The sequence below is a fragment of the Brevibacillus sp. NPDC058079 genome, from assembly GCF_042885155.1.
Lineage (GTDB): Bacteria > Bacillota > Bacilli > Brevibacillales > Brevibacillaceae > Brevibacillus.
Genome location: NZ_JBHVSO010000001.1, coordinates 821,806 through 841,333 on the forward strand (window position 1 = coordinate 821,806; position 19,528 = coordinate 841,333).

Here is a 19,528-nt window from a genome sequence, read left to right on the forward strand (position 1 = left end):
GGAGGAACCCTCTTTAAATCGATAAATCACAGAGTTGAGGTGCAGAATGAATAAGCAGGAAAATATTGCGAAAATTTATCCGTTAACCCCATTGCAAGAGGGTATGTTGTTTCATGCTGTCAAAGATACAGACAGCAGCGCCTACTGCCTCCAGATGTCCGCAAAGCTCCAAGGTGATTTTCACCTGCCTATTTTTGAAGAGAGCATGAACAAGCTCGTAGAGAACTATGAGGTTTTGCGCACTGTGTTTGTATATCAAAACCTGCAGCGACCTCGACAGGTTGTTTTTAAAGAGAGAAAAGTTACCGTTCATTTCGAAAACATTGCTCATTTACCTATAGATGATCAGAACGATTACATAAAAGCGTATACCAACCAGCATCATACGTTTGAGCTGACGAAAGACGTCTTGATGAAAGGAGCCATTTTCCAAACGGGGGAGAACCAGTATCAATTCGTTTGGGCATTCCACCATATCATCGTCGACGGTTGGTCGTTGGGCGTATTGCTTCATAAGCTGCTCGCGTACTATGCCGCCATTCGTAAGGGCGAGGCTGTTCCGCGGGAAGCGACCAAACCATACAGCGAATATATCAAATGGCTGGATAAGCAAAACAAAGAAGAAGCACTTACTTACTGGCAGAACTACCTGGAAGGCTATGACCATCAGTCTGATTTCCCTAAAAAGAAGAATGTAGCGGAAGATGGCAATTATGTACATGTGGAGAATCTTTTCACGGTCGCACCTGAGAAGACTCAGCAGCTGATGCAGATTGCCAATCAGAATCAGGCTACGATGAGCAGCGTGTTTCAATCTCTTTGGGGAATTTTGGCGAGCAAGTACAAAAATTCGGATGATGTGGTATTCGGTTCTGTTGTGTCAGGTCGTCCGCCAGGGATCCAGGGGATTGAGAGCATGGTTGGATTGTTCATTAACACGATCCCAACCCGCGTGCAAACGAACAGAAAACAAACCTTCAGTGGGCTGCTAAAAACAGTTCAGAAGCAAGCCTTGGCTTCTGCTTCTTATGATTTCGCTCCGCTGTACGAAATTCAGAGCAAGACGGTACTGAAACAGGAGTTAATCGATCATTTGGTGACGTATGAAAACTACCCGGATCAAGCTTCGAATGATCGGGAGGATTCCTTAGGCTTTCAATTCAATGTGGAAAATGGGGAAGAACAGACTTCCTATGATTTTAACGTTGTGGTAGCAGTCGCACCTTCGAATGAGATGTATGTGAAGTTGAGCTATAATGCATCGGTTTATGAGGAATCATTCATGAACCGAGTAGAAGGGCACTTGAAAACGATCATTGAGCAGGTCATTCACAATCCGAATGTACTGCTTGAAGATATCGGAATCATCACGGATGAAGAAAAACAGCAATTGCTGGTAGCTTATAACGACACGACTGCCGATTATCCACGCGATAAAATGATTTTCGAGCTGATCGCGGAGCAAGCAAGACAGACACCTTCGAAAGTTGCGGTTGTTTGCGGGGAAGATCGCCTTACTTACCAGGAGCTTCAGGAGCGTTCCAACCAGTTGGCTAGAGCTCTGCGTGGGAAAGGAATTACCCAAGGCAGTTTCGTCTCCATTATGGCAGAGCATTCACTCGAGCTGATCGTGGCTATTATGGCAGTTCTAAAATCAGGCGGTGCCTATTTGCCGATTGATCCCGAGTATCCGATAGAGAGAATTCAGTATTTACTGGATGACAGTCAGACCACGATTCTCTTGACACAGTCTCATCTTCAGGAAAAAGTCGAGTTTGAAGGCGACATTCTCTACCTAGACAATCCTTTCTTGTTTGAAGGAGATAGTACAGATCTTGACACAGCATTCACTCCGGACGATTTGGCGTACATGATCTATACTTCCGGATCCACGGGGAATCCAAAAGGCGCGATGATTACCCACCGAGGTCTAGTCAATTACATTTGGTGGGCGAACAAGGAGTATGTCCAAGGGGAAGCTGTAGACTTTCCGCTGTACTCTTCCATTTCGTTTGATTTGACTGTCACCTCGATCTTCACGCCGCTTCTATCAGGCAATACGATCTATGTCTACAGAGGAACAGATAAGGTACAGGTCATTTTAGACATTATCCAAGATAATCAAGTGGGCATCATCAAGCTGACGCCAACACATTTGAAGCTGATTGAAGAAATAGATGGAACAAACAGCAGCATCCGACGGTTTATTGTCGGTGGTGAGAACTTGCCAACCCAATTGGCGAAGAGAATCTATGAGAACTTCGGACAGAATGTCAAGATTTTCAATGAGTATGGACCTACCGAAACGGTTGTGGGCTGCATGATTTATTTGTATGACCCTAAAAAACCGATCCAAGAATCGGTACCGATTGGCGTACCGGCAGACAACGTTCAGCTTTATTTACTTGATTCCTCTATGCAGCCAATACCCGTTGGCTCCATTGGCGAGATGTATATATCCGGAGATGGCGTAGCCAAAGGATATTTCAATAGACCAGAGCTGACCCAGGAAAAGTTCATCGAAAATCCGTTCCGTCCGGGGACCAAAATGTATCGAACAGGCGATCTGGCGAAATGGCTCCCAGATGGCAATATGGAATATTTGGGAAGAATCGACCATCAAGTCAAAATTCGTGGGCATCGGATTGAGATGGGCGAAATTGAGACGCGTTTGACGCAGCATGAATGGATCAAGGAAGCCGTCGTCATCGCTGAAAAGGATGACAGTGGTCAAAATGTGCTCTATGCCTACATCGTTTCCGAGCAGGAGTCGACCGTGTCGGAATTGAGAGAGCATCTGGGAAGTACACTTCCTTCCTACATGATCCCGTCCTTCTTTGTCCGTTTGGAGGAAATTCCGCTGACAGCCAATGGAAAAGTAGAGCGGAAGAAATTGCCGAAGCCTGACGGTGCAGTTGTAACGGGAACAGCGTACGTCGCTCCTCAGAATGAAACGGAAACAAAATTGGCTGAGATTTGGCAGCAGGCCCTGGGAGTTAGCCGTGTAGGCGTTCACGATCATTTCTTTGATTTGGGCGGACATTCACTGAAGGCTATGACAGTCATCTTTCAAGTTTCTAAAGCGTTGGAAGTGGATTTGCCAGTAAAGGCACTGTTCGAGAATCCGACCGTATCCCAGCTCGCTGCTTTTATCTCGAAATCGGGGAAAAGCAAGTACACAGCCATTCAACCGGTTGAGGTAAAAGAATTTTATCCCGTATCTTCTGCTCAAAAAAGAATGTACATCCTTCAGCAATTTGAAGGAAGTGGCATCAGTTATAACATTTCGGGAGCAATGTTGCTGGAAGGAAAGCTGGATTACAATCGCTTTGCTAGCACGGTCCAACGATTGGCGGAGCGCCACGAAGCCTTGCGCACCTCCTTCCACCGTATCGATGGTGAGCCTGTACAGAAAGTGGATGATGAGGTAGAAGTACCAATCCTGATGCTGAAGTCTACGGAAGACAAGGCGGAGCAGATCATGCGCGATTTTGTCCGTCCATTTGACCTCGGAATCGCTCCGTTGATTCGAACAGGCTTGGTCAAGTTAGGCAAAGACCGTCATTTGTTCCTGCTAGACATGCACCATATCATCTCGGACGGTGTTTCGTCCCAAATTTTACTGAGTGAATTTGCCAAGTTGTACCAAGGGAAAGCCTTGCAGCCTCTTTCTCTCCAATACAAGGATTTCGCTGCTTGGCAAAATGAGCTGTTCCAGACGGACGTGTACAAGAAGCAGGAGCTCCACTGGTTAAATACGTTTGCTGATGAAATACCTTTGCTGAATCTGCCGACTGATTATTCGCGTCCAACCATTCAAAGCTTTGAAGGGGATCTTGTTCTTTTTGACACAGGAAAAGAATTGGTCGAGCGTTTGCGCAAGGTAGCAGCAGATACGGGTACAACCCTGTATATGGTCTTGCTCGCGGCTTACCATGTACTGCTGTCCAAGTATTCCGGCCAAGAGGATATCATTGTCGGTACGCCTGTCGCTGGTCGTTCTCATGCCGATGTGGAAAACATCATGGGGATCTTCGTGAATACGTTGGCGATGAGAAATCATCCTACGAGCGACAAAACCTTTACCCAATTCTTGCAAGAAGTCAAACAAAATGCGCTGGCGGCCTATGACAATCAGGATTATCCATTTGAAGAGCTGGTGGAAAAGCTGGCGATTCAACGTGACATTAGCCGAAATCCATTGTTTGACACCATGTTTTCTTTGGAAAATGCGAATCAGCAGACGCTGGAAATCGAGCAGCTTACAGCAGCTCCGTATGAGATATTTAACAAAATTTCAAAGTTCGATCTTGCTTTGAATGCGAGTGAATCGCAGTCCGACATTCAATTCCAATTCGCATTTGGAACGAAGCTGTTCAAGAAGGAAACCATCCAAAGAATGGCCCATCATTATCTGGAAATTCTGCGTACTATTAGTGCACAAACGAATGCCAAGTTAGCAGAAATCGACATGATGACGGAAGCAGAAAAACGTGCTCTCATTCTGAACGTCAACGATACTTTTGTCGAACGTTCCGCTGATCAGATATTGCATCAATTGTTTGAAGAGCAAGTATTGCTGACCCCAGATCAAGTTGCAGTAGCCTATGACGGATACACCTTGAGCTATCGCCAGTTGAACGCCCGGGCCAATCAAGTAGCTCGTTTGCTGCGGAGCAAAGGAACTCAACCAGATACGATGATCGGAATTATGGTAGACCGTTCTATCGGGATGGTCGTGAGCATGTTGGCCGTGTTAAAAGCAGGTGGTTCGTATACGCCAATTGATCCTACCTACCCGCCTGAAAGAATTCAATACATGCTCAGCGACAGCAAAGCTCCGATTCTACTGACACAGCGTCATTTGAAAAAGACAGTAGAGTATGCAGGAGAAATCATCGACGTAGACGATGAAGCGATTTATACAGGTGACGACACCAATCTTGACAATATCTCTGGCAGGGATGACTTGGCTTATGTCATCTATACATCTGGTTCGACCGGAAATCCCAAAGGGGTTATGATCGCGCATCAAGCGATTTGCAATCACATGCTTTGGATGAAGAATGCCTTCCCACTGACTACAGAGGATGCTGTCTTGCAAAAAACGCCGTTTTCCTTCGATGCTTCCGTATGGGAATTTTATTTGCCACTGATCACGGGAGGACGCCTGGTACTGGCAAAGCCGGACGGACATCGCGACATCGAGTACATGACTCGCATGATCAGAGAAGAGAAGATCACGACTTTACAGATGGTTCCTTCCTTGCTGGACCTGATCATGACCGAACCGGGATGGAGCTCTTGCACGAGCTTGCAACGCGTTTTCTGCGGTGGAGAAGCATTGGCACCTGCACTTGTTTCGCGCTTTTACCAGACGCAAACGGCACAGTTGATTAACCTCTATGGCCCTACAGAATCCACGATTGATGCGACATACTGGATTTGCCCTCGTTTGCCGGAGTATGGTGTGATTCCCATTGGCAAACCGATTGATAACGTCCGTTTGTACGTCGTAAATGCGAGCAACCAGCTCCAGCCTGTAGGAGTTGCAGGAGAACTGTGCATTGCTGGCGATGGTTTGGCCCGCGGCTACTGGAATCGTGAAGAACTGACAACAGCCAGCTTTATTGACAATCCGTTTGAACCGGGTAGTAGGATGTACCGAACTGGAGACATGGTCAGGTACCTAGCCTGCGGCAACGTGGAATATCTCGGACGCATCGACCATCAGGTCAAAATCAGAGGCCACCGGATCGAGCTGGGTGAGATCGAAGCAAGGCTTTTGCAGTTTGAATGGATAAAAACGGCCATTGTCCTTGCCCGTCCAGATGAAAAAGGGCAAAACAACTTGTACGCCTATATCGTTGCCGATCAGGAAATCAAGACAGCCGACCTGAGAGCTTACATTGGTTCCCATTTGCCATCTTATATGATTCCTTCTTATTTTGTTTATTTGGAGAATCTGCCGCTCACGGCAAATGGCAAGGTAGATCGCAAAGCATTGCCTCAACCTGAGGGAGCATCCTCATCTGAAACCGTGTATGTAGCGCCACGCAATGAAGTGGAAGCTACGCTCGCAGACATTTGGCAAAGTGTACTTGGCGTGAACCAAATCGGGGTCCACGATCATTTCTTCGAGTTGGGCGGTCACTCCTTGAAGGCGATGAACGTCATCTCTTTGATCCATCGCACCCTTCAAGTAGATGTGCCGTTGAAAACACTGTTTGAATCGCCTACGATCGCTGACTTGTCGGCATACATCGCTACTGCGAGCAAAGGCAAGTATACGACGATTGAACCTGTCCAAAAGCAGGAGTATTACTCGGTGTCTTCTGCACAAAAGAGAATGTTTATTCTCCGACAAATGGAAGGTGCAGACATCAGCTACAACATGCCGGGCATCCTGTACATTGATGGCAAGCTGGATACAGAGCGTTTGCAGCAAGCGCTCAAGCGTCTGGTGAGACGCCATGAATCTCTGCGTACCTCGTTCCACTCCATGAAAGGAGAGACTGTTCAGCGCGTACATGAAGATGTCGAGCTGGAAATCTCGTTGATGGAGTCAACAGAGGGAGAGCTCAAACAAATCGTCGAGCAATTTATTCAACCGTTCGATTTGGAAAAAGCTCCACTGATTCGCGCTGGACTGGTCAAACTGGCTCCGGAACGCCATCTTTTCATGCTGGATTTGCACCATATTGTGGTGGATGGTGTATCGATTGGCATTCTTGTTCAAGAGCTTGCTCAGCTTTATCACGGGGAAGAGCTGCCAGAACTGAGCATTCAGTACAAGGACTTTGCCCAATGGCAGAATCAATGGTTCGAGACGGAAGAGTTTGTTGCTCAGGAAGCCTATTGGATCGATACCTTTACGGGAGAAATTCCTGTATTGAATCTTGCAACGGATTATCCGAGACCTTCTGTGAAAAGCTTCGAGGGTGAGCGATTTGTTTTCAGCTCTGGTGCCCTTTTGAAAAAAGAATTGAATCGACTTGCTCATGGTACAGGAGCTACGCTCTACATGGTTCTGCTGGCTGCCTACAATGTACTTCTCTCCAAATACTCTGGACAAGAGGACATTATTGTTGGTGCACCTACTGCTGGCAGGTCCCATGCAGAAACGGATTCGATCATCGGTATGTTTGTCAATACACTGGCATTGCGAAACGAGCCTGTGGGGGGTAAGTCCTTCCTTAGCTTTTTAGCAGAAGTGAAAAACAATACGCTGAAAGCCTTTGATAATCAGGATTATCCACTTGATGAGCTGATCGATAAGCTGAACATTCAACGGGATTTGAGCCGTAATCCTTTGTTTGACACCGTATTTATCTTGCAAAATATGGATCAGAAGCCGTTCGAAATGGAGCAATTGACGTTTACACCCTATATGGCAGACGTGAATCAGGCCAAGTTTGATCTGTCATTAGAGGCGTACGAAGAAGATGAGGAGATCATCTTTAGCCTTGATTACTGCACCAAATTGTTTACAAGAGTGACGATTGAAAAAATAGCGGCACATTTCATCCGAATCCTTCATGCCGTTATTGAGCAACAAGCTATTACCTTGTCGGAAATCACTATGCTGTCCGATGAAGAAAAGCATCGCTTGTTAGTAGAATTCAACCAGACGCATAAGGAATATCCACAGAACAAGACACTTCATGAGCTATTTGAGGAGCAAGTGGAAAAAACACCACAGGTTGATGCTGTTGTAATCGGCGATAAGCAGATGTCCTATCACGAACTGAATGAGCGAGCAAACCAGCTTGCGGTTACCTTGCGTGAACGGGGAGTAAAGGCTAACCAATTCGTAGGAATCATGGCAAACCGTTCTGTAGAAATGGTTGTGGGAATCATGGCCATTTTGAAAGCAGGTGGAGCCTACGTGCCTATCGATCCCGAATATCCGGACGATCGTGTGGCCTACATGCTGGAGGATTGCGAAGCCCGTCTGGTGCTTACCCAAAAACATCTTGGAGCTAAGCTGGCTTCTAGTGTGAGCGTGGAATGCCTGTATCTGGAGGAGGAGAAGAACTATTCTCCCAACCGTTCGAATCTCGAGCTGATTCAAACCGCTTCCGATTTGGCATATGTCATCTACACATCAGGGACAACAGGCAAGCCAAAAGGCGTAATGATTGAGCATCGTGGTATTGTCAACAGCGTGTTGTGGAAGAAAGAGGAGTATCAGTTTAGCGTCCAAGATAGAAGTCTGGTGCCCTTATCCTTTGCGTTTGATGCCTTTGTTCTTTCCTTCTTTACTCCGATCCTTTCCGGTTCAACCGTCGTCTTGGCGGAGGATGAAGAAGCCAAAGACCCTGTATCTCTCAGAAACCTCATTGCAGCTGCGAGATGCACCCAAATGACATGCGTGCCAAGTTTGTTCCAAGCGATATTGGAATGCGGCACTGCTGCGGATATCAGCTCCTTGCAAACCGTCACTCTTGGGGGCGAAAAAGTATCAGCTCAGCTCGTTGAGAAGAGCAATCAGCAGAATCCGCAATTGGTCATCGTCAATGAATACGGTCCGACAGAAAGCAGTGTCGTCGCTACCTGGCAGCGAATTTCGCAACTGGATTCTGCGATAACGATCGGACGTCCCATTGCCAACACCAGCATCTATATCGTGGACAAATTCCATCAGCTACAGCCAATCGGCGTTGTCGGGGAAATTTGCATCGGTGGCCACGGTTTGGCACGTGGATATTGGAACAAGCCGGAACTCACAGCAGAGAAGTTTGTTTCTCATCCCTATTCGGAAGGCGAGCGCATGTACAAGACTGGCGATCTAGGAAAGTGGCTCCCTGACGGAACGATTGAATTTGTCGGTCGCTTGGATGAACAGGTAAAAGTAAGGGGATATCGGATTGAAATCGGCGAGATTGAGTCGGTTATGCTCTCCTTTGAAAAGCTGACTGCAGCTGTCGTGATTGTCCATGAGGATCAACAGGGCCAATCGTCGCTTGCTGCTTATTACACGGCGGAAGAAAAGCTTGAAGTCTCGAATCTTTGGTCGTATTTGTCGCAAAGCTTGCCGTCTTACATGATTCCTGCGTACCTGGTCCAGCTCGATCTTCTCCCGCTTACGCCTAATGGAAAGATCGACAGGAAAGCCTTGCCGAAACCAGAAGGCAGACCTGTAACGGGAGCAGAATATGTGGCGCCAGCAAGTCCTGTGGAAAACAGGCTGGTAGAGATTTGGGAACGTGTGCTTGGGGTAAACGACATCGGTGTTCTCGACAACTTCTTCCAGCTAGGTGGGCATTCCTTGAAAGCCATGTCGCTCGCCGCACAGATCCATCGAGAGTATCAAGTCGAGATTCCACTCAGAGTACTCTTTGCGACGCCTACCATCCAGGCATTGGCACAGTATATCGAGACAAGTGGAAAAGACACACATGTACCGATTCAGCCTGTGCCGCGGCAAGTGTATTATCCCGTTTCTTCTGCACAAAAGAGGATGTTTGTCCTGCGCCAGTTTGAAGGCACTGGCACAGTCTATAACATGCCAAGCGTGATGTATATCGTGGGCGAACTGGATCATGCACGCTTTGAAACCGCGATACATGGGCTAGTCAAGCGACACGAATCGTTGCGGACATCCTTCCACACAGTGAATGGCGAGCCTGTTCAGCGTGTACATGAGGCAGTCGAACTAGATGTGCACTATGAGGATTTGACGGAAGACCAAGTCGAGCAAACCATCGAATCATTTGTGCAAGCATTTGATCTGGAGAAGGCTCCGTTGTTGAGAGTCGGACTCTTCAGCTTGGGGGAGAAGCGACATCTCTTCCTGATGGATATGCATCACATCATTTCGGATGGCGTCTCTGTCGGAATCATCATGGAAGAATTCTCCAAGCTATATCGAAACGAATATTTGCCAGAGCTGGCTGTTCAATACAAAGATTTTGCTGTCTGGCAAACGGATCTGTTCCAAACAGACATTTATACAAAGCACGAGAACTACTGGTTGAATTCCTTCGCGGGTGACATTCCGGTACTGAATCTGCCCGCCGATTTTTCTCGCCCGCTGGTTCAAAGCTTTGAGGGAGATTGCATTTCGTTCCAAACAGACAAAACGTTGATGGACGATTTATACAAACTCGCTCAGGAGAACCAAACCACGCTGTTTATGGTCTTGCTGGCGGCTTACAATGTGCTCCTATCTAAATACAGCGGCCAAGAAGACATCGTAGTGGGAACGCCGATTGCTGGTAGATCTCATGCGGATGTAGAAAAAATCTTGGGGATGTTTGTCAATACATTGGCTTTGCGAAACTACCCTGATGGAACGAAATCGTTCCAGGCATTTTTGGAAGATGTCAAACAGAATACGCTGCACGCATACGCCCACCAGGATTATCCGTTTGAAGCACTGGTCGAAAAACTGGAAATCCAGAGGGATCTCAGCAGAAATCCACTGTTTGACACCATGTTTATTTTGCAAAACCTGGACAAAAAAGCTTATGAGCTGGATGGGCTGAAATTTGAAGCCTACTCCGGGGATGGGCAGCAAGGCAACGCTAAATTCGATCTCACACTGGAAGCGCATGAAGATGAGACAGGAATTCATTTTGGTCTCGTTTACTCCACGAAATTGTTCCAAAGAGACACGATGGAAAGAATGGCAGGGCATTTCCTCCAGGTGCTACGAGGAGTCATTGCAGACCAAACAGCGGCGTTGCGTGAAATCAACTTGCTCGGTGAGGAAGAAAAACACATCGTAACTGTTGCATTCAACAATACGTTTGCCGCGTATCCACGCGAAAGCACGATTCAGGAGCTGTTCGAGGAGCAAGTGGAAAGAACGCCCGAGCATACTGCAGTTGTGATGAACGAACAGATGCTGACGTATCGGGAGCTGAACCAAAAAGCGAATCAGATCGCAAGTGCTCTTCGCCGATTGGAAGTAGGAAGAGACAGCGTTGTAGGTATGTTGGCAGATCGTTCTCTCGAGATGATCACAGGCATTATGGGGATCATCAAAGCGGGAGGCGCCTACCTGGGGATTGATCCAGAGCATCCATCCGAGCGTATTTCTTACATGCTCGAAGATGGCGGCGTGAAGGTTGTCCTTGTTCAAAGACATCTGTTGCATCTCGTCGAAGAAGGTCTCATTCCAATCGTTTTGGAAGACGAGAGCCTGGAGCAAGAGAATGCCAGCAATCTGACCAACCACAATGACGCCAAGGACTTGGCCTATGTGATGTACACGTCGGGTTCAACGGGCAAACCAAAAGGAGTCATGGTCGGGCATCGCAATGTCACCCGATTGGTGAAACATACGAACTACGTTCAGGTACGCGAAGAAGATCGCATGATTCAAACGGGCGCTATTGGCTTCGACGCCATGACGTTCGAGATTTTCGGAGCTCTGTTGCATGGTGCTAGCTTGTTCCTGGTTAGCAAGGATGTTCTGTTAGATGCGGAGAGGCTGGGCAGCTTCCTGCGAGAGAATCGGATTACAACGATGTGGTTAACTTCACCACTGTTTAACCAGCTTTCGCAAGACAACCCAGCGATGTTTGATGGCTTGCGTGCGTTAATCGTCGGTGGCGAAGCACTGTCTCCGAGACACATCAACAAAGTTAACAGCGCCCATCCCGCTCTGGAAATTTGGAACGGATACGGCCCGACAGAAAACACAACCTTCTCTACATGCTATTTGATTGAGAAGGAATTCGAAGACAATATTCCGATTGGGAAGCCGATCACGAACTCCACTGCTTATATCGTGGATCGCTACAATCAGCCGCAGCCAATTGGGGTGCCGGGTGAATTGTGCGTAGGTGGAGACGGGGTAGCCAGAGGCTATTTGAACAAGCCAGAATTGACTGCCGAGATGTTTGTTCCGAATCCGTTTGTTTCTGGTGAAAACATGTACCGCACAGGGGATTTGGCGAGATGGAAGGCGGATGGAACGATTGAGTATTTGGGACGTATCGACCAACAGGTAAAGATCAGAGGCTATCGGATCGAGCTTGGGGAAATCGAGACCGTTCTCACCAATCTAGAAAAGGTAAAAGAAGCTGTCGTTACGGTAATGGATGATACGAACGGTCAAAAAGCTCTCTGCGCTTATTTTGTTCCAGAAACGGAACTCGACGCAGCAGAGTTGAGAGAAGCGATTTCCAAAGAATTGCCTAGCTACATGGTGCCATCCTTCTATGTCCAAATGGATAAACTGCCTTTGACTGCAAACGGAAAGCTCGATCGCAGAGCATTGCCTGAACCAACTGGTGATCGGGTTCAAAGCTCCACATATGTCGCCCCACAAAGCGCGACTGAGACGAAGCTGGCTGAAATTTGGCAAGAAGTACTGGGTATTCATGCGATAGGCATTCACGACAACTTCTTTGAACTGGGCGGACATTCCCTGAAGGCTATGAATGTGATCACGCAGGTGCACAAAGCATTTCAGGTAGAGCTTCCGTTAAAAGCACTGTTTGAATCTCCTACGATCCATGAACTGGCTGCTTATATCAGCTCGAGTGAGATTGAACAGTTCGAGACCATTCAACCAGTAGAGCAAGCAGACGTTTACCCAGTCTCGTTTGCTCAAAAAAGAATGTACATCCTGCATGAGTTTGAAGGAAGCGGGATCAGCTACAACGTGCCGAATGTGCTGATAATAGATGGCCATCTGGATTACGAACGCTTTGAATATGCGATCCGAACGCTGGTAAAACGCCATGAATCCTTGCGAACATCCTTCCATTCGAAAAATGGGCAACCAGTGCAACGAGTACATGAGGATGTCACGCTGCTCATCGGTATTTCCGAGGCGACAGAAGACCAAGTAGAGCAACGCATTCAGGAGTTGGTCCAGCCGTTTGATCTGGAAGTGGCTCCGCTGTTCCGGGTTGACTTGATCAAACTGGGGGCAGAACGACATTTGTTCTTCATGGATATGCACCACATTATCTCGGATGGGGTATCGCTTGCAGTCATCGCTAAGGAGTTTGCGAGCTTGTACGAAGAAAAGCAGCTCCCTGACTTGCGCATCCAGTACAAAGATTTTGCTGCTTGGCAAACGAAGCTGTCCCAGTCTGAACGTTTCCAAAAACAGGAGGATTATTGGACGAATGTCTTCGCAGGGGAGATCCCGTTACTCAATCTGCCAAATGACTTCCCAAGACCTACTGTTCAAAGCTTCGAAGGCGACACAGTAGCGATCGGTACAGGAAATCAAATGCTTGCGGAGTTGCGGCAACTCGCTGCAAATACGGGCTCAACACTGTTCTTGGTGCTTTTGGCAGCCTACAATGTGTTGCTGTCCAAATATGCAGGACAGGAAGAAATCGTAGTCGGCACACCGATTGCAGGTCGATCCCACGCAGATGTGGAACGAATCGTCGGCATGTTTGTCAACACGCTTGCCTTGAAAAATGTGGCAGGGGGCAACTTGACCTTCCGCGAGTTTTTGGGTGACGTGAGACAAAATGCGCTACATGCGTTTGAACATCAGGATTATCCGTTTGAACATCTCGTAGATAAGCTGCAAGTGCGGCGGGATTTAAGCCGAAATCCGCTGTTTGATACGATGTTCAGTCTGGGGCTTGCGGACTCATCTGCCTTAGAAATTGCAGGACTCAACATGTCCGCATATCCGGTAGATGGCAAGATCGCGAAATTCGATATCGCTCTGGATGCGATGGAACAACAGGATGAGCTTCTCGTACAGTTCAGCTATTGCACGAAGTTGTTTGCCAAAGAATCGATCGATCGCCTGGCAACTCATTACGTCAATCTTCTAAAGACGATCATTGCCAATCCAGATTGCAAGCTGGCAGAGATCAGTGTCTTGTCAAAAGATGAGATGGGGCAAATGCTGCATGATTTCAATGCAACAAAGGCCACTTATCCAACGAATAAAACGTTTCAGGAGCTATTCGAAGAGCAGGTTGAAAAAACACCGAACCAGGTAGCTGTAATCTTCGAGGATGAACAGCTAACGTATCGGGAATTAAATGAAAAAGCAAACCAGCTCGCACGTGTTTTGCGCCAAAAGGGAGTCAAGCCAGAGAGCACTGTCGGCATCATGGTAGACCGCTCCTTGCACATGGTAGTAGGGACGCTCGGTATTTTGAAAGCCGGCGGCGCCTACGTTCCGATTGATCCAGACTATCCATTGGAGCGTCAAGCATTCATTTTGGAAGATAGCGATGCGAAGCTGTTCCTTACCTTGCAAAAGTTGAATACGCAGCTTGCATTCCCTCACGAAACTCTCTATCTGGAAGCAGAGGGGCTGTATCAAGGAGAAGTGAGCAATCTGGAGCCTGTGGCACTGCCGGAACACGCCGCTTACATCATTTATACTTCCGGTACGACTGGCAAGCCAAAAGGGGTCGTGATCGAGCACCGGAGCTATGCGAATGTAGCGTTTGCATGGCAGGATGAGTATCACTTGGATACCTTCCCGGTTCGCTTGCTGCAAATGGCGAGCTTCGCCTTCGACGTATCGACTGGTGATTTTGCCAGAGCATTGCTCACAGGAGGGCAGCTGGTAATTTGCCCGAATGAGGTCAAAATGGACCCTGCTTCCTTGTACGAAATCATCAAGCGGTATGAAATTACGATTTTCGAAGCGACACCAGCTTTGATTATGCCGTTGATGCATTACATTTACGAAAACCAGCTCGACATCAGTCAGATGAAGCTCCTGATTCTCGGAGCAGACAGTTGTCCAGCAGAAGACTTCAAGACCTTGCTCGCGAGATTCAGCCAGACGTTGCGCATCGTTAATAGTTATGGCGTAACAGAGGCGTGCATCGATTCCAGCTATTACGAAGAAACAGATGTCTCATCCATTCGCTCGGGAACGGTACCAATCGGAAAACCGCTACCGAATATGCAGATGTATGTGATGGATCAACAATTGAATCTTCAGCCTGTTGGAGTCGTGGGTGAGTTGTGCATCGGGGGAGCAGGGGTCGCTCGCGGTTATTTGAACAGACCTGAGCTGACACTGGAGAAGTTCGTACCGAATCCATTCGCTCCAGATGAGCTGCTGTATCGTACTGGTGATCTGGCGAAGTGGCGCGCGGATGGTAATGTGGAATTCCTGGGTCGTAACGATCATCAAGTGAAAATCAGGGGTGTCCGTATCGAGCTGGGCGAAATCGAGACACAGCTACGCAAGCTGGACGGAATCTTGGAAGCAGTCGTCATGGCAAGAGAGGATCACAGACAAGAAAAGTATTTATGCGCGTACATGGTGGCAGACCATGAGATCGACACTGCACAATTACGCCAGGAATTGCTAAAAGAATTACCTCAAGCGATGATTCCATCGTATTTCGTATCTCTTGAAGCGCTGCCGCTTACCGCAAATGGGAAGATCGATAGACGTTCCTTGCCGGCGCCTGATGTATCCATGCTTAGAACGACGGAGTACGTAGCACCTCGTACGGAGTTGGAAACACAATTGGCCCGCGTATGGGAGCAAGTACTGAATATGGAGCAAGTAGGGATTCTGGATGATTTCTTTGCAATTGGCGGTCACTCCCTGCGTGCGATGAGTGTGATTTCGAGCATGCATAACGAATATCAAGTCGATATTCCGCTTCGTGTTTTGTTCGAAAAACCGACGATTCAACAGTTGGCTGCACACATCGAAGAGACAGCAAGAGGATATGTCATTTCGATTCAACCAGCACCTGAGCAAGCGTATTATCCTGTTTCATCGGCTCAAAAGCGCATGTATATCCTCCATCAATTTGAGGGAGTCGGCATCAGCTACAATATGCCTTCGACCATGCTGATCGAAGGGAAGCTGGAACCGGAACGATTAGAGACAGCGTTCAAGCAATTGATAGAGCGACATGAGAGTCTTCGTACGTCTTTTGCCGTTGTAAATGGAGAGCCTGTTCAGAAGGTTCACGAGGAAGTTTCTTTTGAACTTTCGTATACAACGATCACAGAAGACCAAGCACAAGAGGTCCTTTCAACCCTCATTCAACCATTCGATCTGGGGGTAGCGCCGTTGCTTCGCGTCCGTCTTTTGCATATCGGAGAAGATCGTCATGTGCTCTTTACCGACATGCATCATAGTATTTCCGACGGTGTATCTTCTGGTATTCTCCTGTCTGACTTAGTGCAGCTGTACCAAGGGGATGTTTTGCCAGAGCTACGAATTCAGTACAAGGACTTCTCCGTATGGCAACAGGAGCTTTTCCAATCCGATGCCTTCAACAAGCAAGAAGAGTACTGGGCTCAAGTGTTTGCAGACGAAATCCCAGTGCTAAACCTGCAAACGGATTTCACCCGACCGAGCATCCAAAATTTCGCAGGGGATCAGTATACCATCGGAACCGGTAAACAACTCATGGAAGGCTTGAACCAGCTGGCTCGAGAAACGGGAACGACACTGTACATGGTGCTTCTCGCGACGTACAACGTACTGCTTTCCAAGTATTCCGGGCAAGAGGACATCATTGTCGGCTCACCGATTACGGGTAGATCCCATGCTGATCTGGAGCCAATCGTCGGTATGTTTGTAAACACATTGGCGATGAGAAACAAGCCGTATGCTGGGAAAACATTCACCGAGTTGTTGCTGGAAGTCAAGCAAAATGCACTGGACGCTTACGTTCATCAGGATTATCCGTTTGAGGAACTGGTGGAAAAACTAGACATTCCGCGAGACTTAAGCAGAAACCCGCTCTTCGACACGATGTTTACTGTGCAGAACAACACGGATGAGTCCATCGACCTGCTCGGCTTGACACTTGCTCCTTTCATATCTGATCAGGCTGGCAACCATTCCAAATTCGATTTGACGCTGATTGCCACAGAAGAGCGTGAAGAGATCAGCATTGGCGTGGAGTACAGCACAAGCTTGTTTACGCGAGAAACGATTGAACGGTTAAGCAACCACTTCATGGCTATTGCACAAATCGTTGTGCAAAATCCGCATATCCGATTGCGTGAGATCGACATGCTCGCGACGGAGGAGAAGCGACAAATTTTCGAGAAGTTCAATGATACAGCTGTCAGTTATGTACAAGACAAAACGGTGCATCAATTATTCGAAGAGCAAGTATCGAAGACGCCAGATCAGGAAGCTATTCTCTTTAACGGTCAGTCACTGACGTACAGTGAGCTCAATGAGCGAGCCAACAGACTAGCAAGAGTTCTGCGCACCAAAGGAATTGGACCTGATCGTCTTGTAGCAGTCATGACGGAGCGTTCACCAGAGATGATCGTTGGCATCCTTGGTATTTTAAAGGCAGGCGGTGCGTATGTTCCGATCGACCCGGCGTATCCGCAAGAACGCATTCAGTATTTGCTTGCGGACAGCAACGCAGCACTGCTTCTCTGCCAATCTCATCTGTCAGAACTATTGTCTAGCGTGTCGAGCGGGCTTGACTGGCTTGATCTGAACGCAGAGCATGACGTCGAGATGGATGGTACCAATCTCGTATCACTCAATCAACCGACTGATCTTGCCTATGTGATCTATACATCAGGTACGACCGGTAAGCCGAAGGGCGTCATGATTCCACATCAGGGAATCGTCAATTGCTTGCAGTGGAGAAGAGATGAGTATGGATTCGGACCGGGAGACAAGGCGTTACAGGTATTCTCTTTTGCCTTCGATGGGTTTGTAGCCAGCTTGTTCGCTCCGCTTCTCGGAGGTGCTACTTGCGTCTTGCCGAGAGAGGAAGAAGCCAAAGATCCGGTAGCGCTGAAAAAGCTGATTGTCTCAACGGAAGTCACACATTATTACGGTGTACCGAGTCTATTCCAAGCGATTCTGGATTGCTCGACTGCTGCAGATTTCTCTCCTCTGCGTTGCGTAACATTGGGAGGCGAGAAACTACCTCCGCAGCTTGTGCAAAAAACAAAAGAAAAGCATCCAGCAATCGAGATCAACAATGAATACGGTCCAACCGAAAACAGCGTCGTCACCACCATCTCTCGTTCGATTGAAGTAGGTCAAGACATCACGATTGGGCGGCCGCTAGCCAATGTACAGGTTTACATCGTAGATACACAACATCATTTGCAACCGATCGGCGTAGTGGGAGAGCTATGCATCGGAGGACCCGGGCTTGCAAGAGGCTATTTGAACAAACCAGATCTCACACAAGAAAAGTTCGTTCCAAATCCGTTTGTGCCAGGAGAGCTCATGTATAAAACGGGTGACTTGGTGAAATGGCGGACAGATGGCACGATCGATTACATCGGTCGGGCTGACGAACAGGTGAAGGTGCGAGGGTACCGCATCGAGATCGGGGAAATCGAAAGCACCATACTCGCTTACGATGGCATCGATCAAGCGGTGGTAGTTGTGCAAGAGGACGAATTAACGGCCGGACAGTTCCTATGCGCCTATCTCGTCCCAGCAGCAGAAGTATCTGTTTCCGAGCTGAGAAGGCATCTGGTGAAGGAACTGCCTGCTTACATGGTTCCAAGCTATTTTGTTCAGTTGGATCAACTGCCGCTTTCGGCCAATGGAAAAGTGGATCGCAAAGCGTTGCCGAAGCCACAGCCATCGGATGCGACCACACGTGAGTTCGTGGCACCAAGAACTGCGACCGAGCATCAATTGGCTGCCATTTGGCAGGAAGTTTTGGGGATCGAACCGATCGGTATCACTGACCATTTCTTTGAAATGGGTGGACATTCATTGAAAGCAACGCTGCTGGTTGCAAAGGTGTATGAGTACATGCAGATTGAACTGCCGTTGAACCTCATCTTCCAGCATCCAACCATTGAGAAGGTAGCGGATTTCATCACGAACAAGAACTTCGAGGGCAACTCCGGCAGAGCCATTCTCTTAAATGAAGAGTCGGCGAGAAAGGTATTCTGCTTTACGCCAATTGGTGCCCAGAGTGTCTATTATCAGAAGCTTGCTGATGAAATCAAGGGCGTTTCCCTGCATAGCTTTGATTTCATCGAAGAAGACAATCGACTTGAGCAGTACATCGAAGCCATCGTCGCGATTGATCCAAAAGGACCCTATACGCTCATGGGATATTCATCGGGAGGCAACCTGGCGTTTGATGTTGCAAAAGAACTGGAGAACCAAGGATATGTCGTGACCGACCTCATCTTGTTCGATTCGTACTGGAAAGACAAGGTGATGGAGAGGACTCTGGCGGAAACAGAGAGTGACATTGCCCAGTTATTTGCCGAAATTGGAGAAAACATCGAGATGTTCAACATGACACAAGAAGACTTCAATTTGTACGCTGCCAATGAATTCGTCAAGCAGAGCTTCATTCGAAAAACGGTCAGCTACGTCATGCACCACAATCAACTGATCAATACGGGTGCGACGACTGCAGCGATCCATCTCATTCAATCAGAGCTGGAATCGGGCGAGGAAGATCTAGTCGCAGTCAAATGGAATGAAGCCGCTTGGGCACAGGCTACGAAACGACTGATGACGTACGAAGGGTACGGAATCCACTCCAGAATGTTGGGAGGAAATTACGTGTCGATGAATGCCTCCATCCTCCGAGACATCCTGCAAGAGCTGTTCATTCTGAAATAAGATCGCGGCTTTGTGATG

The 19,528-nt window shown here is 47.9% G+C and carries 1 protein-coding gene; it reads left to right on the plus strand.

The window, feature by feature from the left end; translation table 11 throughout:
- The first annotated feature begins 46 nt into the window (after positions 1 to 46).
- On the plus strand, positions 47 to 19,510 hold the full coding sequence (tycC, locus tag ACFVS2_RS03995) for a tyrocidine non-ribosomal peptide synthetase TycC (protein ID WP_390231203.1): 19,464 nt from the start codon (positions 47 to 49) through the stop codon (positions 19,508 to 19,510).
- The last annotated feature ends 18 nt before the right edge of the window (positions 19,511 to 19,528 follow it).

Bases quoted from the DNA above. Each gene is read 5' to 3' on its own strand.
- tycC (WP_390231203.1), top strand. From the start codon at position 47: ATGAATAAGCAGGAAAATATTGCGAAAATTTATCCGTTAACCCCATTG.